The following is a 22628-nucleotide window of genomic DNA, read 5'->3' as shown; positions in this document are numbered from 1 at the left end:
GCCGAGGGCTACATCCCGGCGATCAGCTTCTCCACCCGCTCGTCCACCGAGCGGAACGGGTCCTTGCACAGCACGGTGCGCTGCGCCTGGTCGTTGAGCTTGAGGTGCACCCAGTCGACGGTGAAGTCGCGGCGCTGCTCCTGCGCCCGGCGGATGAAGTCGCCGCGCAGCCGGGCCCGGGTGGTCTGCGGCGGCACCGACTTGGCCTCGAAGGTCAACAGGTCGGTGGTGATCCGCTTGGCCTGGCCCTTGTTCTGCAGCAGGTAGAACAGCCCGCGGCGGCGGTGGATGTCGTGGTACGCGAGGTCGATCTGGGCCACCCGCGGGTTCGACATGGTCATCTGGTGCTTCTCGCGGTACCGCTCGATCAGCTTGTACTTCATGATCCAGTCGATCTCGGTGCCCACCCGGCCGAGGTCCTCGGTGCGGACGGCCTCCAGGGTGCGGCCCCACAGGTCGAGGACGCGGGCGATGGTGCCGGTGTTGATCCCCTTGCGGTCGGCGAACTCCAGCGCCTTGGTGAAGTACTCCTCCTGGATGTCCAGCGCGCTGGCCTCCCGGCCGTTGGCGAGCCGGACCTGGTGGGTGCCGGTGAGGTCGTGGCTGACCTCGCGGATCGCCCGGATCGGGTTCTCCAGGGTCAGGTCGCGCATCACCACGCCGGCCTCGATCAGCCGGAGCACCAGGTCGGTGGAGCCGACCTTGAGCAGGGTGGTGGTCTCCGACATGTTGGAGTCGCCGACGATGACGTGCAGCCGCCGGTAGCGCTCGGCGTCGGCGTGCGGCTCGTCGCGGGTGTTGATGATCGGCCGGGACCGGGTGGTGGCGGAGCTGACGCCCTCCCAGATGTGCTCGGCCCGCTGGCTGACGCAGTAGACCGCCCCGCGCGGGGTCTGCAGGACCTTGCCGGCGCCGCAGATCAGCTGCCGGGTGACCAGGAAGGGGATCAGCACGTCGGCCAGCCGGGAGAACTCGCCGTGCCGTGCGACCAGGTAGTTCTCGTGGCAGCCGTAGGAGTTGCCGGCCGAGTCGGTGTTGTTCTTGAACAGGTAGACGTCCCCGGCGATGCCCTCCTCGTGCAGCCGCCGTTCGGCGTCCACCAGCAGGCCCTCGAGGATCCGCTCGCCGGCCTTGTCGTGGGTGACCAGCTCGACGACGTCGTCGCACTCGGGGGTGGCGTACTCGGGGTGGGAGCCCACGTCCAGGTAGAGGCGGGCGCCGTTCTTCAGGAAGACGTTGCTGCTGCGGCCCCAGGAGACCACGCGGCGGAAGAGGTAGCGGGCGACCTCGTCCGGGGACAGCCGCCGCTGTCCCCGGAACGTGCACGTGACCCCGTACTCGTTCTCCAGGCCGAAAATCCGGCGATCCATATGGCACCTCTTCCCTGCTCGACGAGGTACTGCACGTGCGGGTTACTCGGGGTCGGCCGCCTGCTCGTCCGCGGCCGCGGTCTCGTCGCCGCTGAGCAGCCGCTCCAGCTGGCTGCCCAGGATCCGCTTGAACTTGCGCTGCTGGAACCGCTGGCGGTCGAGGACGGCCACCTCCAGCTGGTCCCGGGTGAGGGTGCGCGGGCTGCCGCCGTTCGGGTCCCGGGCGAGGCCGTCGACGGCCAGCTTCAGCGTCTCGGCGAGGCTCATCCCGCCGCGGTGCCGCTGGCCCAGGTAGGTGCTGATGGTGTCGGCGCTGCCGCCGATGGCGACGTAGTTCTTCTCGTCCACCACCGAGCCGTCGGGGGTGAGGCGGTAGATCTGGTCCTCCTCCACGCTGCGGCCGACCTCGGCGACGATCAGCTCCACCTCGTACGGCTTCTCGCCGACCGAGGAGAAGATGGTGCCGAGGGTCTGGGCGTAGACGTTGGCGAGGCCGCGGGCGGTGACGTCCGCCCGGTCGTAGGAGTAGCCGCGCAGGTCGGCGTAGCGGACGCCGCCGATGCGCAGGTTCTCGAACTCGTTGTAGCGGCCGACCGCCGCGAAGGCGATCTTGTCGTAGATCTCGGAGACCTTGTGCAGGGCGCGGGAGGTGTTCTCCGCGACGAAGACGATGCCGTCGGCGTAGGTGAGCACGACCACGCTGCGGCCGCGTGCGATGCCCTTGCGGGCGTACTCCGCACGGTCCGCCATGGCCTGCTGAGGCGAGACGTAGAACGGTGTGGACACCGGCGGTCGTCCCTTTCCGGGTGAAGGTGCGGCGGACTAGAGAAGGGGGGCCTGCGGACCGTTGGGGTGCTCGCTGCGGCCGGCGGTGATCGAGACGGCGATGCTCGACACCTCGGCGTCGGACAGCCGGCGGAAGCCCCCGTCGGTGATCACCGAGACGATCGGGAAGATCTTGCGGGCGAGGTCCGGGCCGCCGGTGGCGGAGTCGTCGTCGGCCGCGTCGTAGAGGGCCTGGACGGCCAGGGTGGCCGCCTGCTCGGCGCTCAGGTCGTCCCGGTAGAGCTTCTTCATCGAGCCGCGGGCGAACACCGAGCCGGAGCCGGTGGCCGCGAAGCCGCGCTCCTCGGAGCGGCCGCCGGTGACGTCGTAGGTGAAGATCCGGCCGCGGCCGAGGTCGAGGTCGTAGCCGGCGAAGATCGGCACCACCGCGAGGCCCTGCATGGCCATCGCCAGGTTGGAGCGGATCATGGTGGTGAGCCGGTTGGCCTTGCCCTCGAGCGAGAGCACGGTGCCCTCGATCTTCTCGTAGTGCTCCAGCTCCAGCTGGAACAGGCGGACCATCTCGACCGCCAGGCCCGCGGTGCCGGCGATGCCGACCGCGCTGTACTCGTCGGCCGGGAAGACCTTCTCGATGTCGCGCTGGGCGATCACGTTGCCCATGGTGGCCCGGCGGTCACCGGCGATCACCACGCCGCCCTCGAAGACCGCGGAGACGATCGTGGTGCCGTGCGGCGCCTCCACCGTCAGGCCCTCGGGCAGCGTGCGCCGACCGGGGAGCATCTCCGGCTGGTGCACGGCGAGGAAATCGATGAACGACGAGGAGCCGGGGGTCAGGAAGGCAGCCGGCAGACGCCCGGTGCCGGTGAGGTTGGCTTCCACACGTGTCCTTCCAGGTTGAAGATCAAACCGCTGTCGACCCGGACCCTACCCGCTTCGCGGCAGTGATCCACCTTGCCGGGAGAAGATCGTGCCGCGGGCGCGCCGTGGCACGCCCGCGGCCCGAACGGGAGGGGGGAATCCCGCCCCCCTCCTACTCGCCGCCCTTCTGCACAAATCCGCGCACGAAATCCTCGGCGTTGGATTCCAGGACCTCGTCGATTTCGTCCAGGACGGCGTCGACGTCGTCGCCGAGCTTTTCCTGCCGCTCCTTGAGCTCGTCCGAAGCCTGTGCTTCCGACGTCTGCTCCTCGACCTCCTCGGAAGAGCGGTTGGCCCGCTGCTGGCCGCCGCCGGTGTCCTTACCAGCCATTTCCCTCACCCCGCTCGATCGGTGTTCTCGTTCAACGTTCGACGCTCACCCGGATGATTCCCCTTTTCGGAACGTTCACCCCAAGTGATCGAAAAGTTACTGTCCGGACAGCACCCGGACCAGGTCCTCGGCCGTTCGGCACCGGTCGAGCAGCTCCTTCACGTGATTCCGGGTGCCGCGCAGCGGCTCCATCGTGGGCACGCGCTGGAGGCTGTCGCGACCGGGCAGGTCGAAGATGACCGAGTCCCAGGAGGCCGCCGCGACGTGGTCCGCGTACTGCTCCAGGCAGCGCCCGCGGAAGTAGGCCCTGGTGTCCTCCGGGGGCTTGGTGACGGCCCGCTCGACCTCCTCCTCGGTCAGCAGCCGCTCGAAGCGTCCGCGGGCCACCAGGCGGTTGTAGAGGCCCTTGTCGGGCCGGACGTCGCTGTACTGCAGGTCGACCAGGTGCAGCCGGGGGTTGTCCCAGTCCAGTCCGTCGCGCTGGCGGTAGCCCTCCAGCAGCTCCTTCTTGGCGATCCAGTCCAGCTCCTTGGACAGGCTCATCGGGTCGCGCTCCAGCCGGCCCAGCACGTCCTCCCAGCGGGCCAGCACGTCCACGGTCTGCTCGTCGGCGTCGTTGCCGTAGCGGTCCTCGACGTACTTGTGGGCCAGCTCGTAGTACTCCATCTGCAGCTGGACGGCGGTCAGCTTGCGACCGCTGCGCAGCGTGATCAGCTGGGTGAGCGAGGGGTCGTGGGAGATCCGGTGCAGGGTGCGCACCGGCTGGTCGACGGCCAGGTCGGAGGCGATGAAGCCGTCCTCGATCATGGCCAGGACCAGCGAGGTGGTGCCCAGCTTCAGGTAGGTGGAGAGCTCGGAGAGGTTGGCGTCGCCGATGATCACGTGCAGCCGGCGGTACTTCTCGGCGTCGGCGTGCGGCTCGTCGCGGGTGTTGATGATCGGCCGCTTGAGCGTGGTCTCCAGGCCGACCTCGACCTCGAAGAAGTCGGCGCGCTGGCTGATCTGGAAGCCGTCGGCGTTGCCCTCCTGGCCGATGCCGACCCGGCCGGCGCCGCAGACCACCTGGCGGCAGACGAAGAACGGCGTCAGATGGCGGACGATGTCGGCGAACGGCGTCGCGCGCTTCATCAGGTAGTTCTCGTGGGTGCCGTAGGAGGCGCCCTTGTTGTCCGTGTTGTTCTTGTACAGGTGGATCTGCTGTCCGTTCGGCAGTTCCAGGGCGCGCTGGGCCGCCGCGGCCATGATCCGCTCGCCGGCCTTGTCCCAGAGGACGGCGTCGCGCGGGTTGGTGACCTCGGGCGAGCTGTACTCGGGGTGGGCATGGTCGACGTAGAACCGGGCCCCGTTGGTGAGGATGACATTGGCCAGGCCGATGTCCTCGTCGGTGAGCTGGCTGGCGTCCGCCACGTCGCGCGCGAGGTCGAAACCCCGGGCGTCGCGGAGCGGATTCTCCTCCTCGAAGTCCCAGCGGGCCCGGCGGGCCCGGTGCATCGCCGCCGCGTAGGCGTTGACGATCTGGGACGAGGTGAGCATGGCGTTGGCGTTCGGGTGTCCGGGCACGGAGATTCCGTACTCGGTCTCGATGCCCATCACGCGCCGTACGGTCATGCGGCCCTCCTTGCCCGGGTGGACGAACCTCGGACGCGCCGTCCGGCTGCGGGCGGGCGCACCGCAGCCGGACGGAGGGTCGGCGTCCTTACAGGTACTGTCCGGTGTTGGCGACGGTGTCGATGGAGCGGCCGGACTCGGCGCCCTGCTTTCCGGTGACCAGGGTGCGGATGAAGACGATCCGCTCGCCCTTCTTTCCGGAGATCCGGGCCCAGTCGTCCGGGTTGGTGGTGTTGGGCAGGTCCTCGTTCTCCTTGAACTCGTCCACGCAGGCGGCGAGCAGGTGGGAGACGCGCAGGCCGCGCTGGGCGTGGTCGAGGAAGTCCTTGATCGCCATCTTCTTCGCCCGGTCCACGATGTTCTGGATCATGGCGCCGGAGTTGAAGTCCTTGAAGTAGAGGACTTCCTTGTCACCGTTGGCGTAGGTGACCTCCAGGAAGCGGTTGTCCTCGGTCTCCGAGTACATCCGCTCGACCACGGACTGGATCATCGCGGCGACGGTGGCGTCGAGGGAGCCGCCGTGCTCCTTGAGGTCGTCCGCGTGCAGCGGCAGGGTGGCGGTGAGGTACTTGGAGAAGATGTCCTTGGCCGCCTCGGCGTCCGGCCGCTCGATCTTGATCTTGACGTCGAGGCGGCCGGGCCGCAGGATCGCCGGGTCGATCATGTCCTCGCGGTTGGAGGCGCCGATGACGATGACGTTCTCCAGGCCCTCCACACCGTCGATCTCGGCCAGCAGCTGCGGGACGATGGTGTTCTCCACGTCCGAGCTGACGCCGGAACCGCGGGTGCGGAACAGCGACTCCATCTCGTCGAAGAAGACGATGACGGGGGTGCCCTCGCTCGCCTTCTCCCGGGCCCGCTGGAAGACCAGGCGGATCTGCCGCTCGGTCTCGCCCACGTACTTGTTGAGCAGCTCGGGGCCCTTGATGTTGAGGAAGTAGCTCTTGCCCTGGGGCCGGCCGGTCACCTCGGCGACCTTCTTGGCCAGCGAGTTCGCCACCGCCTTGGCGATCAGCGTCTTGCCGCAACCGGGCGGGCCGTAGAGCAGGACGCCCTTGGGCGGGCGCAGCTCGTACTCCTTGAAGAGGTCGGCGTGCAGGTAGGGCAGCTCGACCGCGTCGCGGATCTGCTCGATCTGGTTGGACAGGCCACCGATCTGCCGGTAGTCGATGTCCGGGACCTCCTCGAGGACCAGCTCCTCGACCTCGGACTTCGGGATCACCTCGTACACGTAGCCCGAGCGGGGCTCCAGCAGCAGGGCGTCCCCGGAGCGCAGGGTGAGGTCGCGCAGCGGCTCGGCGAGGCGGACGACCCGCTCCTCGTCGGTGTGCCCGAGGACGAGGGCACGCTCGCCGTCCTCCAGCACCTCCTTGAGGGTCACGATGTCGCCGATCGACTCGAACTCCATCGCGTCGACGACGTTCAGCGCCTCGTTGAGCATGACTTCCTGGCCGCGGCGCAGGTCGTCCAGCTCGACGCTGGGGCTGACGTTGACGCGGAGCTTGCGACCGCCGGTGAAGATGTCGGCGGTGCCGTCCTCGTTCCGGTTGAGGAAGGTGCCGAATCCCGCGGGCGGCTGGGCCAGCCGGTCCACCTCTTCCTTGAGGGCCACGATCTGGTCGCGGGCCTCGCGGAGCGTGGAGGCGAGCCTCTCGTTCTGGGCGGTCACGCCGGCCAGGTTGGTCTGGAGCTCGACGATGCGCTCCTCGAGGACCCTCGAGTTGCGGGGCGAATCGGCGAGCTTGCGCCGCAGCACGGCGATCTCCTGCTCGAGGTACGAGACCTGCGCGGCCTCGTCGGATCCACGAGCCGGCCTGCCGGGGCTGCGGTTGTAGTCGTCATCGTGGGCTGCCACGGTCCTCACCTCCTCCTGGGGGAGCTGGACGACCCAAACCTACCTGGGACCAGGGTCGTGTAAACCCCTAGATCAGAAAGATGGATCAGGCGTGTCCGATCTTCGCCCTTGCGTGCTTCCCCTCTGGTAGTGGGGATGCCCACCGCTCACGGGTTCAAAGCAGGGCGGGTATATCGTGACAGGAATGTCCCCGAAACCGGGGCATCGTGGACCAGAAACGGCAGGGGCAATGGCGGGGACGGGCGAGCTCGAGGTGTGGATCGACCAGGATCTCTGCACCGGAGACGGGATCTGCGCGCAGTACGCGCCGGACGTCTTCGAGCTGGACATCGACGGCCTGGCGTACGTGAAGGGCCCGGACGACGAGCTGCGCCAGCAGCCCGGCGAGAGCGCGCCGGTGCCGCTGACCCTGCTTCAGGACGTGGTGGACTCCGTCAAGGACTGCCCCGGCGACTGCATCCACGTGCGCCGGGCCGCCGACGGGGTCGAGGTGTACGGCCCGGACGCGGAGTAGCCGGCCGGCCCGCGGCGCGTGCCGCGGGCCCGCCGCAGGCGCGTTCAGGCCCGGGCGGTCGGTGTGTTCGTCTCCGTACGGACCCACTGGCCGCCCTTCTGCGCCCAGTTGAGCTCCAGGGTGAGGTCGGGGGCGAAGCGCGGCACGTCGTCCGAGGAGTAGCCCTTGGCGCGGCCGTGGATCGAACCGTCGCTGCGGACGGCGAGTTCGGTGACGGTGAGGTTCTCGGTGTCCTTCACCAGGACCGCGGCGACCTTGGGCTTCCCGGCCGTCCCGGGCACCAGCAGGTAGACGGCGTCCGGCGGGGTGCCGAGGTCGGCCTGGCAGTGCACCGCCGCCACGGTGGCCGCCACGCCGCCGATCGAGGCACTGGTCCTGAGGCTGACGGCGACCGGGAACGGCCCGCAGTCAAGGGGAAGTTCGGCCTTCGCCGGGTCGGGCGCGGCGGAAGCCTGAGTGGGCTTCGCGGTCCCGGGGGTGCCCGCGGCGCCGGGGGCGGTCGCGGTCCCGGGAGTGCTCGCGCCGCCGGACGCGGCCGGGCCGGGTTCGGGAGCGAGGTCGGGCCGGCCGGCTATGACCGATCCGGTCGCACTGGTCGCCGCGAGCGCCCCGCCCACCACGGCCGCGCAACCGGCGGCCACCAGCGCCCAGTGGCGCAGCCCGGACCGGGCGTGGGCCGGGGTGCGCTTCCCGTCGTCCGTCGTCACCTGGTTCGCCACCTCGACCGCTTCCTCCACCGGGCAATCCCCTCCACGGGACGTGCGACACGGGCCTTGTGAGCGAGCATCCTCGCACACCGGCCGGACGGTCCGTCAACCGCCTCCGACCTGCGCGGATGTGCGGAATGCGTGAAGGGGCGGGACCGGTGGTCCCGCCCCTTCGAGGGTCGTGCGTCAGGCCAGCTCGCGCCCGTCGTGGGCGGCCGCCTCGCGCTGCGCCTTGCGGACCGCGGCGCGCTCGGCGAGGGTCAGCTCCGGCTCGCCGTTGTCGTAGTCCTCGCCGTACGCGCCCTTGGCGGGGCGGCGCCGGCGCAGCGGCGGCTCGACGCCGTCCGCCAGGCGGCGGGCGGTGAGCAGGAAGCCGGTGTGGCCGATCATCCGGTGGTCCGGGCGGACCGCCAGGCCCTCCAGGTGCCAGGTGCGGACCATGGTCTCCCAGGCCTGCGGCTCGGTGAAGGTGCCGTGCTCGCGCAGCGCCTCGACGGTCTTCGACATCTGCGTGGTGGTGGCCACGTAGCAGCAGATCAGGCCGCCGGGAACGAGCGCCTTGGACGCCACGTCCAGGCACTCCCAGGGGGCCAGCATGTCGAGGAGGACGCGGTCGACGTCGGTCTCCACCAGGTTGTCCTGGAGGTCGCCCACGGTGAGCTTCCAGGCCGGGTGCGGACCGCCGAAGTAGCGCTCGACATTGCCCTTGGCGATCTCCGCGAAGTCCTCGCGGCGCTCGTAGGAGGCGAGCATGCCGGTGTCGCCGACGGCGCGCAGCAGGTACGTGGAGAGCGCGCCGGAGCCGACGCCGGCCTCGACCACGCGGGCACCCGCGAAGATGTCGGCCATCGCCAGGATCTGACCCGCGTCCTTGGGGTAGATCACGGCGGCGCCGCGCGGCATGGACAGGACGTAGTCGGGGAGCAGGGGGCGCAGCGCGAGGTACGGGACGTTGCCCGTGGTGCGTACGACCGTGCCCTCGGGAGCGCCGATCAGCTCGTCGTGCGGGAACGCACCCTTGTGGGTGTGGAACTGGTTCCCGGCCTGGAGCGTGAACGTGTAGTGGCGGCCCTTGGGGTCGGTCAGCTGGACCTGGTCCCCGACCTGGAAGGGCCCGCGTCGGCGGGCGGCACCGGTCGGTTCGGACATGCGCTCAATCCTACGGGAGCGCGGGGCCTGCGCCGACCACATGATCGGTTCAGCGGCCGGCGAGGGCGTTGGTGAGGCGGCGCTCGAGGTCGGCGAGGGCGAGGACGCCGTAGACGCTGCCGTCGTCGCGGACCACCAGGTACTCGGTGGCCGGGGTGCGGCGCAGGGTGGCGAGGATCTCCTCGCCGATCAGGTCCACGCCGATCCGCAGGCCCGGCTCCAGCGCGCGGGTGACCGCGCCGACCGCGACCCAGGGGCGGCGGCGCTCGGGGATCGCGGTGACCGCGGCCTCCTTGACCAGCGAGGTGGGATCGCCGCGGCCGTCCACCACCACGATCGCCCCGGCGCGGGCCTCGTGGGCCCGGCGCAGCGCCTCGCCGAGGGGGGTGTCGGCGGTGACCTCGACGGTGCGGCGGGCCAGGTCGCGGACGGTCAGGCCGGGCAGGATCTCCTTCAGCCGGGCGGTGCGCAGGCTGTTGCCGGCGCCGTTCCAGATGATGAAGGCCAGCACCGCGGCCAGCATGCCGTCGATCAGGCTCGTGCCGGTGCCGGGCTCCACGCCCTGGCGGGAGGCGCTGAACAGGGGCAGGCCGATCAGCACGGCGACGGCCAGCGCCCGGCCGGCCCAGACCGCCGCCACGGTGCCGCTCATCGGCGCGCCGGTGAGCTTCCAGACCGCGGCGCGCAGCATCCGACCGCCGTCCAGCGGCAGGCCGGGCAGCAGGTTGAAGGCGGCGACCACCAGGTTGGAGACGGTCAGCCCGGCCAGCAGCACGCCGGGCACGGTGTCCGAGTCCACCCCCAGCATCCCCAGGTAGAAGACGCCGCCGAGGACGATCGAGAGCAGCGGCCCGACGAAGGCCAGCCAGAACTCCCGGCCGGGCGTCTCGGCCTCCTTCTCGATCTCCGAGATGCCGCCGAGGAACTGCAGCTGGATCCGCCGCACGCCGAGCCGGTAGTGCAGGCCGACCAGGGTGTGGGCGAGCTCGTGGACCAGCACCGAGCCGTAGAAGGCGACCGCGAAGGAGAGCGCCACCAGGTAGCGGGCGTAGCCGAGGTCCGGCAGGACGTCGGCGAGCCGACCGCCGAACAGCCAGGTGATCAACCCGGCGATGACGAACCAGGAGGGGGTGACGTAGACGGGCACCCCGAAGGGGCGGCCCATCAGGATGCCGCCGCGCGGCTGAAGACCGTCCGGTCTCTGCTCAGTCACCGAATCCCCTTCGTCGGGCCGATCCCACCGTCGTACGCTACGTGATCTCGCGCCGGATCCGGCGCGCGCCCCTCGCCGGGCCGCGCTTTCGATCGGGCGAGGCCCCAACCGTCCTATACCCGCCCCGGGCGCCCTATAGGGTCGATCCATGCAGACCGTGCAGACCGAGCCGCCCGAGCAGCCCTCGCAGACCGACGGCGCTCCGCCCGCCCGGCCGGCCGCCCCGCCGACCGGGCTCTCCCCGTCGCGCGCGGGCGACTTCATGACCTGCCCCCTGCTGTATCGGCTGCGGGTCATCGACCGGCTGCCGGAGCCGCCGAGCGCGGCGGCGACCCGCGGCACCCTGGTGCACGCGGTGCTGGAGCGGCTGTTCGACCACCCGGCGGGCGAGCGCACGCCCGAGCGCGCCCGCGAGCTGCTCGCGCCGCAGTGGGAGCGGCTGCTGGGCGAGCGCCCGGAGCTCGCCGGGCTGTTCCCGGACGACCCGCAGGGCCTGGCCGGCTGGCTCGGCGACGCCGAGAAGCTGGTCGAGAAGTGGTTCCGGCTGGAGGACCCGACCCGGCTGCACCCGGTGGAGCGGGAGCTGTACGTGGAGACCGCGCTGGAGTCGGGCCTGCTGCTGCGCGGCTACATCGACCGGGTGGACGTCGCCCCCACCGGCGAGGTCCGGCTGGTCGACTACAAGACCGGCCGGGCGCCCTCGCGGGACTTCGAGGGCAAGGCGATGTTCCAGATGAAGTTCTACGCGCTGGTGGTGTGGCGCTGGAAGGGCGTGGTGCCCAGGCGCCTGCAGCTGGTCTACCTCGGCGGCGGCGGGGACGTGGTCACCTACGACCCGGACGAGGCCGACCTGATCGCGGTGGAGCGCAAGCTGGACGCGCTGTGGCGGGCCATCTCCCAGGCGGTGGCCACCGGCGAGTTCCCGGCCACCCGCAACCGGCTCTGCGACTGGTGCGACCACCGCGCCAGCTGCCCCGAGTTCGGCGGCACTCCCCCGCCGTACCCGCTGCCGCTGGCCAGAAAGCCCGACGAGCAAGCCTGACGATCCCACGGGGGATCTCGCAAGGAGCAAGGAGTCGTAGGTGACGATCCGAGTGCTGCTGGTGGACGACCAGCCGCTGCTGCGCACCGGTTTCCGGATGATCCTGGAGGCCGAGTCCGACCTGGTCGTGGTGGGCGAGGCCGGGGACGGGCAGCAGGCGCTGGACCAGGTCCGGGCGCTGCAGCCGGACGTGGTGCTGATGGACATCCGGATGCCGCGGATGGACGGGGTGGAGGCGACCCGCCGGATCGCCGGACCCGGGCGGGACGGACCGGCGAAGGTCCTGGTGCTGACCACCTTCGACCTGGACGAGTACGTGGTGGAGGCGCTGCGGGCGGGGGCCAGCGGCTTCCTGCTCAAGGACGTCCCGGCCGAGGAGCTGGTCCAGGCGATCCGGGTGGTGGCGGACGGCGCGGCGATGCTGGCCCCGTCGGTGACCCGGCGGCTGCTGGACATGTACGCCACCAAGCTGCCGTCCGGGGACGAGGCGCCGCCGCAGGCGCTGTCGGTGCTCACCGAGCGCGAGGTGGAGGTGCTGCGGCTGGTCGCCCGCGGCCTGTCGAACGCGGAGATCGCCGCCGAGCTGTTCGTCAGCGAGACCACGGTGAAGACGCACGTCGGCCACGTGCTGACCAAGCTGCAGCTGCGCGACCGGGTGCAGGCCGCGGTGTACGCGTACGAGTCCGGCCTGGTCCGGCCCGGCGCGATCTAGCCGCCGCGACGGGCAGACGCGCATCGGCCCGCCCGCTCGGTGATCGAGCGGGCGGGCCGTCCTGCGTTTCGCCTTACTTCTTGCCGCCGCGGCCGATCTCCCAGAAGCGGAAGATGCCGGTGTTGTCGACGGTGGCGTCGACGCCGGTGATGTTGCTCTTGGAGACGTAGAACGACTTGTTCTGGAACAGCGGGACCATCGGGACCGCGTCCGCCACCGTGTTCTGGATCTGCGCGTAGGCGCCGCCCGCGGTGCGGTCGGTCAGCTTGATCGAGTCCGGCACCAGCTTCTGGCTGACCTTCGGGTCGTCCCACCCGTTGTGGAACGCGCCGCCGTCGACCACCAGCGGGCTGATGTAGTCGTCCGGGTCGGCGTAGTCCGGGGTCCAACCGACGGTGTAGGCCTCGTAGCTGCCGGCCTTCCAGCCTTCCTGGTACTTCTTCCAGTCGGGCTGCTGCTCGACGGTGACCTGGAACAGGCCGCTGGCCTCCAGCTGCTTCTTCACCGTCTCCAGCTCGGTGGCGCCGGCGCGGGCGCGCGACCAGGTGAGGGTGAACTTGACCGGGGTGGAGATGTGCGCGTTGGTCAGGTACTTCTTCGCCTTGGTGACGTCCGGCTCGCCGTAGCGGTCGAAGAAGGCGGTGTTGTGCGCGGTGATGCCGGCCGGGACCACCGAGTACAGCGGCTGGACGGTGTTGGCGTAGACGTCGCGGGCCAGCGACTTGCGGTCCAGCAGCTGGGCGACGGCCTGGCGGACGGCCTGGCTGCCGGCGACCTGGTCCTTGGTGTTGAAGACCAGGTAGCGGGTCTCGCCGGTCTCGCCCTCGGCGACCTTGAAGTCGCTCTTGCCGGCCAGCTCGTCGTTCTTGATCTGGGCGGCGGCGCTGGGCTCGAGGCTGTTGTCGGCGAGGTCGATGTCGCCCTTGTCCAGCGCGGTCTTCAGGTCGTCCGGCTTGTCGAAGTAGCGCAGCACGAACTTGCTGTTCTGGAGCTTGACCTCGCCCTTGTACTGGCTGTTGCCCGAGAGGGTGACCTTGCCGGGGACGTGGCCCTCGCCGGCGGCCTCCTCGATCGAGTCGATCTTGTACGGGCCGGAGCCGACCAGCTTGGAGTTCTCCAGCAGCTTGTCGGCCGGGAAGACCTGGTGGTCGACGATCGAGCCGGCGGCCGAGGCGAGCTTGGCCGGGAGGACCGCGTCGGGGGCGGACAGGTGGAAGATCACCTCGTTGTCGCCCTTGGCCTCCACCGACTTGACGGTGGAGAGCAGCGCCGACGGGCCGGACGGGTCGTTGATCTTCTTCATCCGGTCGACCGAGAAGACCACGTCGTTGGCGGTCAGCGAGTGGCCGTTGGAGAACTTCAGGCCGGTCCGCAGGGTGCAGTGGTACGTCATGGTGTCCGCGCCGGTGAACTCGCAGGACTCCGCGACGTCCGGCTGCGGGACGGTGGCGCCCGAGGGGAAGCGCAGCAGCGACTGGAACGTGTTGTTGAGCACCATCCAGGAGCCCGCGTCGTAGGCGCCGGCCGGGTCCAGCACGCTGGTGACGTTGGTGGTGCCCATGGTGATGGCTCCACCGCCGGAGTCGCCGCCGCCGGCGGCCTTCTCGACGGAGGCACAGCCGGCAGCCGTGGTGGCGACCAGTGCGGCGCAGCTCAGCACGGCCAGGCGGTTGGGCATAGTCATGCGGGATGGGTTCCTTACTGCGTGCGGCCGGCTGGGGAGTTGCCGGTGGCCTCGCACGGTTCCGCCGGGGGGTGGTGGCGGGGCGCCGCGGAGGTTGGTACGACCGTGATCGGACGTAGCCTGCCACATGGGCCGCGTACGAATATCGGTCAGTCCTACAGCGGAGGCCGCTCAGCGGGAAGGTCGGCTCGGACGAAACGACGAGATGTCAGCCAATGCCCGATTTCTCCCCGCATGTGGATACGGTCCGTTGCCACGGAACCGCAGGGCGGAAATGCCGATCTTCGAAAAAGAGACCAATCTCACACCCGGGCCACGGCGAGCGAGCGCAGCAGCTCCAGGTCGACCTGCTCCAGCGAGGTGAGCAGCGTGCGGCCCGGTCCGGGCTCGATCACGGCCACCGAGGGCACCGCGATCACCGGGCAGCCGGCCGCCTCGGCCGCCAGCACACCGGTCGGCGCGTCCTCGATCACCACGCAGCGGGCCGGCTCCGCGCCGAACCGGGCGACCGCCGCCAGGTACGGGTCGGGGTGCGGCTTGGTGCGCGCCACCTCGTCGCCGGCCACCGAGAAGGCGAAGTGGTGGGCGCCCAGGCTGCCCAGCACGATGTCGATGATGTGCCGGTGCGAGGCGGACACCAGGGCGGCCGGGATGCCGTGCGCGTTCAGCGTGTTGAGCAGCAGCTCGGCGCCGGGCATCAGCGGCACGCCGCCCGCCAGCAGGTCGACGAAGCGCTGGTTGATCAGCACGGTCAGCTCGGCCGGGGTGAGGCCGACCCCGGTGCGGGCCAGCAGGTAGTCGATCACCCGGCTCATCGGGCCGCCCACCACCCGGGCCCGGTCCGCCTGGTCCAGCTCGTGGCCGAGCTCGGCGAAGAGCGAGGCCTCGGCCTGCCACCAGAAGTCCTCGGTGTCGACCAGGGTGCCGTCCATGTCCAGCAGGACGGCCTGCAGGCCGGTGGAGCCGGATCCGCCGACGCGGGTGGTGGTGGAGACGGTCGTCATACCGGCTGTCCTTCCGTCGGTCCCACAGTTTCCGGGGATGGCACAGGCCGGCCCGCTTATGAGCGGACCGGCCCGTTCAGGATCATCAAGAATACGCCTGGTCGACGCGGATGTGTCGAACGCAGCGAAGCGTCCGGGTTACCGCGCGTTGAAGTACTTCGCCTCCGGGTGGTGGATCACGATGGCGTCGGTGGACTGCTCGGGGTGCAGCTGGAACTCCTCCGAGAGCACCACGCCGATCCGCTCGGGCTTCAGCAGCTCGGCGATCTTGGCGCGGTCCTCCAGCTCCGGGCAGGCGCCGTAGCCCAGCGAGAACCGGGCGCCGCGGTACTTCAGCGCGAACATGTCGCGGACGTCCTGCGGGTCCTCGTCGCCGAAGCCCAGCTCGTAGCGGACCCGGGCGTGCCAGAACTCGGCCAGCGCCTCGGCCAGCTGCACCGACAGGCCGTGCAGCTCCAGGTAGTCCCGGTAGGAGTTGGCGGCGAACAGCTCGTTGGCCGCCTCCGAGACCCGGTTGCCCATGGTCACCACCTGGAGGGCGACCACGTCCCGCTCGCCGCTCTCCTCGGGGCGGAAGAAGTCGGCCAGGCACAGCCGCTTCCCGCGCCGCTGCCGCGGGAAGGTGAACCGGGTCCGCTCGGAGCCGTCCTCGTTGTAGACGATCAGGTCGTCGCCCTTGGAGTTGGCCGGGAAGTAGCCGTAGATCACCGCGGGCTCCAGCCAGCCCTCGGTCTGCAGCCGGTCCAGCCACATCCGCAGCCGCGGCCGGCCCTCGGTCTCCACCAGCTCCTCGTACGAGGGGCCGCCGGAGCGCGCCGCCTTCAGGCCCCACTGGCCCTTGAACAGCGCGTCCTCGTCCAGCCAGGACGCGTAGTCCTGGAACGGGATGCCCTTGACGATCCGGTCGCCCCAGAACGGCGGGCCCGGCACCCGGTTGTCCACCGCCACGTCCGAGCGGATCTGGCCGAGGTTGACCTCCTCGACCTGCTCCACCTCCACCCGGGCGTGCCGCCGCTGACGCAGCTCCGGCAGGGCCGCGCCGGGGACACCGCGCTTGACCGCGACCAGCGCGTCCATCAGCCGCAGGCCCTCGAAGGCGTCCCGGGCGTAGCGGACCTCGCCCTGGTAGATCTCGTGCAGGTCCTGCTCGACGTACGCGCGGGTGAGCGCGGCGCCGCCGAGGATCACCGGGAAGTCGGCGGCCAGGCCGCGCTGGTTGAGCTCCTCCAGGTTCTCCTTCATGATCACCGTCGACTTGACCAGCAGGCCGGACATCCCGATGACGTCCGCCCGGTGCTCCTGCGCCGCGTCCAGGATCGCCGAAACCGGCTGCTTGATGCCGAGGTTGACGACGTTGTAGCCGTTGTTGGACAGGATGATGTCGACCAGGTTCTTGCCGATGTCGTGGACATCGCCCTTGACCGTGGCCAGCACGATGGTGCCCTTGCCCTCGGAGTCGGACTTCTCCATGTGCGGCTCCAGGTGGGCCACCGCGGACTTCATCACCTCGGCGGACTGGAGCACGAACGGCAACTGCATCTGGCCCGAGCCGAACAGCTCGCCGACCACCTTCATGCCGGACAGCAGCGTGTCGTTGATGATCTCCAGCGCCGGACGGGCCGTCAGCGCCTCGTCCAGGTCGGCCTCCAGGCCGTTGCGTTCGCCGTCGATGATCCGCCGCTGCAGCCGCTCCTCCAGCGGAAGCGCGGCCAGCTCCTCGGCCTTGGAGGCCTTGACCGAGGCGGCGCTGACGCCCTCGAAGAGCTGCAGCAACTTCTGCAGCGGGTCGTAGCCGTCGCGCCGCCGGTCGTAGACCAGGTCGAGGGCGACCTCGCGCTGCTCCTCGGGGATCCGGGCCACCGGAAGGATCTTGGCGGCGTGCACGATCGCCGAGTCCAGGCCGGCCTCGACGCACTCGTTGAGGAAGACCGAGTTGATCACCACGCGGGCGGCCGGGCTGAGGCCGAAGGAGATGTTCGACAGGCCCAGGGTGGTCTGCACCGCCGGGTGGCGGCGCTTGAGCTCCCGGATCGCCTCGATGGTCTCGATGCCGTCCCGGCGGGACTCCTCCTGGCCGGTGCCCAGGGTGAAGGCCAGACAGTCCACCAGGATCGAGGACTCGTCCACGCCGTACTCGCCGGTCAGCTGCTCGATCAGCCGCTCGGCGATGGCGACCTTCTTCTCGGCGGTGCGGGCCTGGCCCTCCTCGTCGATGGTCAGCGCGATCAGGCCGGCGCCGTGCTCGCGGGCCAGCGCGGCGATCCGGCCGAACCGGGTCTCCGGTCCGTCGCCGTCCTCGTAGTTGACCGAGTTGAGCACCGCGCGGCCGCCGAGCGCCTCCAGGCCGGTGCGCAGCACGTCCGGCTCGGTGGAGTCCAGCACGATCGGCAGGGTGGAGGCGGTGGCCAGCCGGCCGGCGATCTCCCGCATGTCCTGCACGCCGTCGCGGCCGACGTAGTCCACGCACAGGTCGAGCAGGTGCGCGCCCTCGCGGATCTGCTCCCGGGCGATCTCCACGCAGGCCTGCCAGTCGCCGGCCAGCATCGACTCGCGGAACTTCTTGGAGCCGTTGGCGTTGGTCCGCTCGCCGATCGCCAGGTAGGAGGTGTCCTGGCGGAACGGGACCGCCTGGTAGAGCGAGGCGGCCGCCGGGTCGGGCTGCGGGTCGCGCGGGGCGATCGGGCGACCCTGGACCCGCTCGACCACCTGGCGCAGGTGCTCGGGGGTGGTGCCGCAGCAGCCGCCGACCAGCGCGAGGCCGTACTCGCGGGTGAAGGTGTCGTGGGCGTCCGCCAGCTCCTCGGGGCTCAGCGGGTAGTGGGCGCCGTCCTTGCCGAGCACCGGCAGGCCCGCGTTCGGCATGCAGGACAGGCCGATCCGGGCGTTCTTGGCCAGGTAGCGCAGGTGCTCGCTCATCTCGGCCGGGCCGGTGGCGCAGTTCATGCCGATGTAGTCGATGCCCAGCGGCTCCAGGGCGGTCAGCGCCGCACCGATCTCGGAGCCGAGCAGCATGGTGCCGGTGGTCTCCACCGTCACCTGGGCCAGAATCGGCAGGTCGAGACCGGCCTCGGCCAGGGCGCGCTTGCACCCGAGGATCGCGGCCTTGGTCTGCAGCAGGTCCTGGCTGGTCTCCACCAGCAGGGCGTCCGCGCCACCGGCGATCAGGCCGGCGGCGTTCTGCTGGAAGCCGTCGCGGACGATCGCAAAGGTGGTGTGGCCCAGCGTCGGCAGCTTGGTGCCGGGGCCGATCGAGCCGAGCACCCAGCGCTGCCGGCCGTCCTCGGCCCGGTGCGCGTCGGCGGACTCGCGGGCGATCCGGGCACCGGCCTCGGACAGCTCGAAGATCCGCTCGGGGATGTCGTACTCGCCGAGCGCGGCGAAGTTGGCGCCGAAGGTGTTGGTCTCCACGCAGTCGACGCCGACCGCGAAGTAGGCGTCGTGCACCGAGCGGACGATGTCCGGGCGGGTCAGATTGAGGATCTCGTTGCAGCCCTCGAGCTGCTGGAAGTCCTCCATCGTCGGGTCCTGCGCCTGGAGCATCGTGCCCATCGCTCCGTCCGCCACCACGACTCGGGTGGCGAGGGCTTCGCGCAGGGCGTTCGCGCGGTCCTGCGGGGTGGACGAGGGGACGGCGGTTGCCATGGGGCTGCTCCCTGGGTGCGACGGCTGTCGGCTATGCACCCCTCCGTGAGCGGGGGAGCACGCGGTCAGGGTATCCGGACCGGCGCCGCAGCACGGAACCCATTCCGCATCGTGGGCGTCCTGGTTCCACGAGAGGTGGGGGTGATCATGGAGCTCAGGCCGTTGCGGGCCCTGCGCCGCAGGGGTTGGTCGCGTTGGCAGCGGATCGGCGTGGCGGTGGCGACCGCTGTCGTCCTACTACTCCTTCCGGTGGTCGGGGCGGCGTCCGCGCTGCGTCTGCAGTACGCCGGCGACCCGGCCGCCGACGCGCTCGCGCGCGGGCGGGACGCGCTCTGGCTCGGCCACGCCTGGGTGGACGGGCGGCGCACCGACGCCGACCTGGCCGCCCTGGCGCAGCGGCTGGCCGGGACGGGCATCCGCGACCTGTACGTGCACACCGGTCCGCTGGCCCACGACGGTTCGCTGGACCCGGCGCTGTACCCGCAGGCCCGGACGTTCGTCGAGCAGGCGCACCGGGCGCTGCCGGGGGTGCGGGTGCAGTCCTGGCTGGGCAACGTGGTGCGGCCGGAGAAGGCGGGGCTGGACCTGGACCGGGCCGACGTCCGCGACCGGGTCACCGCGTCCTCCCGGCAGGTGCTGGCGCTGGGCTTCGACGGCGTCCACTTCGACATGGAGCCGGTGCGGCCCGACTCGGCCGGCTTCCTCGCCCTGCTGGACCAGGTGCACGCGGTCACCCGGGCGGCCGGGGTGCCGTTCTCGGTGGCCGCCCCGCAGATCGACCCGCTGCCCGGGCTGCACGTGGTCACCACCGGGCTCAGCGGCCACGGCAAGTGGTGGTCCCAGGCGTACTTCGGCCAGGTCGCCCGCCGGGTGGACCAGGTCGCGGTGATGTCGTACGACACCGCGATGCCGGTGGAGTCGCTGTACGGCGGGTACGTCGCCCAGCAGACCCGGCTGGCGCTGGAGGCCACGCCGCCGGAGGTCGACCTGCTGATGGGGCTGCCCGCCTACTGGGACGACACCTCCTCGCACCGCGGCGCCGCCGAGACGGTCCGTGCGGCGGTCCGCGGCGCCCGACTCGGCCTGGGCTCCGGCGGGCGCCAGAACTTCGGCCTGGCCCTGTACGTCGACTTCACCGCGACCCCGGACCACTGGGCGGCCTACCGCGACGGCTGGGTCTGAGGCCCGTCCGGGGGGCCGGGGTCACCCGGCGGGCGGGACGGGCTGGTCCGAGCGGGCGACTGCGGGCCCGGTCCGCCCGGGCGGGCGGGGCCGGCGCCGGGAGGATGGCTGCCGACCAGCCGGCCGGTGCCAGGAGGACCCGTGTTCCGTTCGACCGCTGTCGCCCGGGTGCTGTCGGTCGCGGCCGCGGCGGTGCTGCTCGGCGGGGTGGCCGGGCCGGCCCGGGCCGGCGGTCCGGGCGGCCGGGCGGCGCACACCACCGTGGACGACCCGGCCCGGTACGTGGACCCGCTGATCGGCACCCGGGCGGACGCCCCGAACTTCGGCAACGGCGGCGCCGCCGGCAACACCTTCCCCGGCGCGGCGGCCCCGCTCGGGATGGTGCAGTGGAGCCCCGACACGGTGGCGTACCAGAACGGCGGCGGCTACGACTACCGGGACAACCGGATCACCGGCTTCAGCCTCACCCATCTCTCCGGGGCGGGCTGCATCGACTTCGGCACCACGCCGTTCCTGCCGGTCCTCGACGACACGCCCGCGGACAGCGCCACCTTCTCGCACGGCGCCGAGTCGGCCTCCGCCGGGTCCTACCGGGTCGCCCTCGACAACGGCGTGACCACCGAGCTGACCGCGGGCCGGCGCTACGGCGTGGCCCGGTTCGGCTATCCGGCGGGCCACACGGCGGCGCTGACCGTCGACGCCGGGCGGGCGTTCAACAGCGCCACCGGCTCGATCACGCTGGGCACCGACAGCATCTCCGGCTGGACGGAGAGCGGCGGCTTCTGCGGCACCGGGAACCGCTACCGGATCTGGTTCCACGCTGTCTTCGACCGGCCGTTCCGCACGGCCGGCATCCTCGGGCCGGCCGGACCGGACCCGGCCCGGCAGTCCGCCACCGGGTCCAGCACGGTGGTCCCGCACACCCCGGGCCACGCCACCGCGCACGGCCCCGCCGGCCCCCGTGCCGCCGAGGCCGGCGGCGACCGGCGGACGACCGCCTCCGACGCCCGCGCCCTGGTCGGCTTCGACCTCGACGCCTCCCGGACGGTCACCGCCAGGGTCGCGATCTCCTTCGTCAGCGCCGAGGGCGCCCGCGCCAACCTCGGCGAAGTCCCGCCCGGCGCGAACTTCGACGCCCTGCGCGACGCCGCCCGGGACGCCTGGAACGCGCTGCTAGGCCGGATCGCCGTGGCCGGCGGCACCACCGCGCAGCGCCGGGTGTTCTACACCGCCCTGTACCACGCGCTGCTGCACCCCAACACCTTCAGCGACACCGACGGGCGCTACCTCGGCTTCGACGGGCAGGTCCACCGCACCCGGTCGGGCCACACCCAGTACGCCACCTACTCCGGCTGGGACGTCTACCGCTGCCAGATCCAGCTGCTGGGCCTGCTGCTGCCGCAGGAGGGCGCCGACATCGCCCAGTCGATCACCGACCAGGGGACGTCCGGCGGCTGGTTCGACCGCTGGACAGTCGCCAACGGCCCGACCGGCGTCATGGTCGGCGACCCGCTGCCCGCCATGGCCGCCACCCTGGCCGCGTTCGGCGCGGACGACTTCGACCGGGCGGGCCTGCTGCGCGCCGCCCTCGCCGGCCGCGCCGACCCCCGCCAGCGGCCGGGGCACGGGCCGTACGACGACACCGGGTACATCCCGGTGGACACCTCCGACGTGGCCGGGCCGGTGTCCACCACGCTGGAGTACACCACCGCCGACTTCGCCCTCGCCGCGCTGGCGGAGCGCCTCGGCGACGGCGCCGCCCGGGAGTTGCTGCTGCACCGCGCCACCGGGTGGCGCAACCTCTACCGGGCGGACGTCGGCTACCTGGCTCCGCGCCGCGCCGACCACGGCTGGCCCGACTTCCGGCCGGACCAGCTGGCCGAGTACGTGGAGAGCAGCGCCGCCCAGTACACCTGGATGGTCCCCTACAACCTGCGCGGCCTGTTCGACGCGATGGGCGGCGACGGGGCCGTCACCCGGCGGCTGGACGACTTCTTCACCCAGCTCAACGCCGGCGACCGCTCCCCGTACGCCTACCTCGGCAACGAGCCCTCGCTGAACACCCCGTGGGCGTACGTCCAGGCCGGCCGGCCCGACCGCACCCAGGACGTGGTGCGCCGGGCGTGGAGCGGGCTGTTCGACGACTCGCCGGGCGGCGAGCCGGGCAACGACGACCTCGGCGCGATGTCCGCCTGGGCGGTCTGGGCGGCGCTCGGCCTCTACCCGCAGGTGCCCGGGCGGGCCGAACTCGTCCTCGCCGGCCCGCTGTTCCCCGCGGTGACGGTGTACCGGGGCAACGGCGCCACCATCGACATCGACGCGCCGGACGCCTCGGTCGACCACCCCTACGTGCACGCGCTCACGGTCGACGGGACGCCCACCGGACGGGCCTGGCTGAGCGAGGACTTCGTCCGCACCGGCGGCCGGTTGGCCTTCACGCTGTCCGCCGAGCCGGACCCGCAGTGGGGCGCCGCCGCCGGGGACCGGCCGCCGTCGTTCGACGTCGGCCCGGCCCACCCCGTCACCGGCCCGGTCACCGGGCCCGGCGGCGGCTGCCTGGACGTCGACGGGGGCCGCACCGACAACGGCGCCGCCGTCCGGCTCCAGGACTGCGACGGCAGCGCCGCCCAGCAGTGGACGCTGGCCTCCGACGGCTCCCTGCGCGCCCTCGGCAAGTGCCTGGACGTCGACCACAGCGGTACCGCGGACGGCACCGCCGTCCAGCTCTGGGACTGCAACGGCACCGGCGCCCAGCAGTGGTGGCCGCAGGCCGACGGGTCGCTGCGCAACACGCCGTCGCCGCACTGCCTGGACGCGCCCGACGGCACCACCGCCACTGACACCCGCCTGCGGCTCTGGCAGTGCAACGGCACCGCCGCCCAGCGGTGGACACCGGCCCGCTGACGCCGCC

Annotated in this window: 17 protein-coding genes; 5 read left to right on the top strand and 12 right to left on the bottom strand. The window is 71.5% G+C overall.

The window, feature by feature from the left end; all coding sequences use genetic code 11:
- Positions 1-8: 8 nt before the first annotated feature.
- The 6 genes from pafA to arc all read right to left on the bottom strand — a co-directional run bounded on the left by pafA (position 9) and on the right by arc (position 6868).
- On the bottom strand, positions 9-1370 hold the full coding sequence (gene pafA, locus FHR36_RS09185; protein WP_253795553.1) for a Pup--protein ligase: 1362 nt from the start codon (positions 1368-1370) through the stop codon (positions 9-11).
- Positions 1371-1412: 42 nt separating this feature from the next.
- Complete coding sequence (prcA, locus tag FHR36_RS09180) at positions 1413-2156, bottom strand: proteasome subunit alpha (RefSeq protein ID WP_253795551.1); 744 nt, start codon at positions 2154-2156, stop codon at positions 1413-1415.
- 36 nt (positions 2157-2192) lie between these two features.
- Positions 2193-3035: a proteasome subunit beta gene (gene prcB, locus FHR36_RS09175; protein ID WP_253795549.1), complete on the bottom strand. Its 843-nt coding sequence runs from the start codon at positions 3033-3035 to the stop codon at positions 2193-2195.
- Positions 3036-3186: 151 nt separating this feature from the next.
- Complete coding sequence (locus FHR36_RS09170; protein WP_253795547.1) at positions 3187-3405, bottom strand: ubiquitin-like protein Pup; 219 nt, start codon at positions 3403-3405, stop codon at positions 3187-3189.
- Between the two features lie 96 nt (positions 3406-3501).
- Positions 3502-5013 carry a depupylase/deamidase Dop gene (gene dop, locus FHR36_RS09165; protein ID WP_253795545.1) on the bottom strand — a complete coding sequence of 504 codons (1512 nt, stop codon included), beginning with the start codon at positions 5011-5013 and terminating at the stop codon, positions 3502-3504.
- Positions 5014-5101: 88 nt separating this feature from the next.
- Positions 5102-6868, bottom strand: a complete 1767-nt coding sequence (arc, locus tag FHR36_RS09160; protein ID WP_253795543.1) for a proteasome ATPase — start codon at positions 6866-6868, stop codon at positions 5102-5104.
- Positions 6869-7097: 229 nt separating this feature from the next.
- On the opposite strand from arc, the gene FHR36_RS09155 reads away from it, so the two are divergent.
- Positions 7098-7382: a ferredoxin gene (locus tag FHR36_RS09155; RefSeq protein WP_253795541.1), complete on the top strand. Its 285-nt coding sequence runs from the start codon at positions 7098-7100 to the stop codon at positions 7380-7382.
- Between the two features lie 44 nt (positions 7383-7426).
- On the opposite strand, the gene FHR36_RS09150 is transcribed toward FHR36_RS09155, so the two are convergent.
- The 3 genes from FHR36_RS09150 to FHR36_RS09140 all read right to left on the bottom strand — a co-directional run bounded on the left by FHR36_RS09150 (position 7427) and on the right by FHR36_RS09140 (position 10451).
- Positions 7427-8119, bottom strand: coding sequence for a hypothetical protein (locus tag FHR36_RS09150; protein WP_253795539.1), 693 nt, complete (start codon positions 8117-8119; stop codon positions 7427-7429).
- A gap of 156 nt (positions 8120-8275) precedes the next feature.
- Positions 8276-9238, bottom strand: a complete 963-nt coding sequence (locus FHR36_RS09145) for a tRNA (adenine-N1)-methyltransferase (protein ID WP_253795537.1) — start codon at positions 9236-9238, stop codon at positions 8276-8278.
- A 49-nt stretch (positions 9239-9287) separates the two neighbouring features.
- Positions 9288-10451, bottom strand: a complete 1164-nt coding sequence (locus FHR36_RS09140) for a site-2 protease family protein (RefSeq protein ID WP_380230750.1) — start codon at positions 10449-10451, stop codon at positions 9288-9290.
- A gap of 148 nt (positions 10452-10599) precedes the next feature.
- Between FHR36_RS09140 and FHR36_RS09135 the strand changes: the two genes are divergently transcribed.
- Together FHR36_RS09135 and FHR36_RS09130 are read left to right on the top strand one after the other, a co-directional pair.
- Entirely contained in the window at positions 10600-11493 is an 894-nt protein-coding gene (locus FHR36_RS09135) for a RecB family exonuclease (protein ID WP_253795533.1), read from the top strand.
- 40 nt (positions 11494-11533) lie between these two features.
- Positions 11534-12205, top strand: coding sequence for a response regulator (locus FHR36_RS09130; RefSeq protein WP_253795532.1), 672 nt, complete (start codon positions 11534-11536; stop codon positions 12203-12205).
- 73 nt (positions 12206-12278) lie between these two features.
- Here the strand turns inward: FHR36_RS09130 and FHR36_RS09125 are convergent, their stop codons facing one another.
- From FHR36_RS09125 to metH, 3 genes are all read right to left on the bottom strand, one after another.
- Positions 12279-13889, bottom strand: coding sequence for an ABC transporter substrate-binding protein (locus FHR36_RS09125; protein WP_253795531.1), 1611 nt, complete (start codon positions 13887-13889; stop codon positions 12279-12281).
- A 302-nt stretch (positions 13890-14191) separates the two neighbouring features.
- Positions 14192-14893: an HAD family hydrolase gene (locus tag FHR36_RS09120; protein ID WP_253795530.1), complete on the bottom strand. Its 702-nt coding sequence runs from the start codon at positions 14891-14893 to the stop codon at positions 14192-14194.
- 138 nt (positions 14894-15031) lie between these two features.
- A complete protein-coding gene (gene metH / locus FHR36_RS09115; protein ID WP_253795529.1) occupies positions 15032-18535 on the bottom strand; it encodes a methionine synthase in 3504 nt (1167 codons plus the stop codon).
- 147 nt (positions 18536-18682) lie between these two features.
- Here metH and FHR36_RS09110 point away from each other — a divergent pair, with 147 nt between their 5' ends.
- Both FHR36_RS09110 and FHR36_RS09105 read left to right on the top strand, forming a co-directional pair.
- Positions 18683-19717 (top strand): glycoside hydrolase family 18 protein, encoded by a 1035-nt coding sequence (locus FHR36_RS09110; RefSeq protein ID WP_253795528.1) that lies wholly within the window; start codon positions 18683-18685, stop codon positions 19715-19717.
- A gap of 141 nt (positions 19718-19858) precedes the next feature.
- Positions 19859-22621, top strand: coding sequence for a lectin (locus FHR36_RS09105; RefSeq protein WP_253795527.1), 2763 nt, complete (start codon positions 19859-19861; stop codon positions 22619-22621).
- Positions 22622-22628 lie beyond the last annotated feature (7 nt).

It is taken from the genome of Kitasatospora cinereorecta (assembly GCF_024172095.1).
In the GTDB taxonomy this organism is placed as follows: domain Bacteria; phylum Actinomycetota; class Actinomycetes; order Streptomycetales; family Streptomycetaceae; genus Kitasatospora; species Kitasatospora cinereorecta.
Note: the sequence above shows the minus strand (reverse complement) of the source record. Positions and strands in the feature narration are given on the sequence as shown.

What these genes read in the sequence shown, in the direction of transcription:
- pafA (WP_253795553.1), bottom strand. Translation starts at nt 1,370, where the DNA reads ATGGATCGCCGGATTTTCGGCCTGGAGAACGAGTACGGGGTCACGTGC.
- FHR36_RS09120 (WP_253795530.1), bottom strand. Translation starts at nt 14,893, where the DNA reads ATGACGACCGTCTCCACCACCACCCGCGTCGGCGGATCCGGCTCCACC.
- FHR36_RS09145 (WP_253795537.1), bottom strand. Translation starts at nt 9,238, where the DNA reads ATGTCCGAACCGACCGGTGCCGCCCGCCGACGCGGGCCCTTCCAGGTC.
- FHR36_RS09155 (WP_253795541.1), top strand. Translation starts at nt 7,098, where the DNA reads ATGGCGGGGACGGGCGAGCTCGAGGTGTGGATCGACCAGGATCTCTGC.
- FHR36_RS09135 (WP_253795533.1), top strand. Translation starts at nt 10,600, where the DNA reads ATGCAGACCGTGCAGACCGAGCCGCCCGAGCAGCCCTCGCAGACCGAC.
- metH (WP_253795529.1), bottom strand. Translation starts at nt 18,535, where the DNA reads ATGGCAACCGCCGTCCCCTCGTCCACCCCGCAGGACCGCGCGAACGCC.
- FHR36_RS09110 (WP_253795528.1), top strand. Translation starts at nt 18,683, where the DNA reads ATGGAGCTCAGGCCGTTGCGGGCCCTGCGCCGCAGGGGTTGGTCGCGT.
- FHR36_RS09170 (WP_253795547.1), bottom strand. Translation starts at nt 3,405, where the DNA reads ATGGCTGGTAAGGACACCGGCGGCGGCCAGCAGCGGGCCAACCGCTCT.
- FHR36_RS09125 (WP_253795531.1), bottom strand. Translation starts at nt 13,889, where the DNA reads ATGACTATGCCCAACCGCCTGGCCGTGCTGAGCTGCGCCGCACTGGTC.
- dop (WP_253795545.1), bottom strand. Translation starts at nt 5,013, where the DNA reads ATGACCGTACGGCGCGTGATGGGCATCGAGACCGAGTACGGAATCTCC.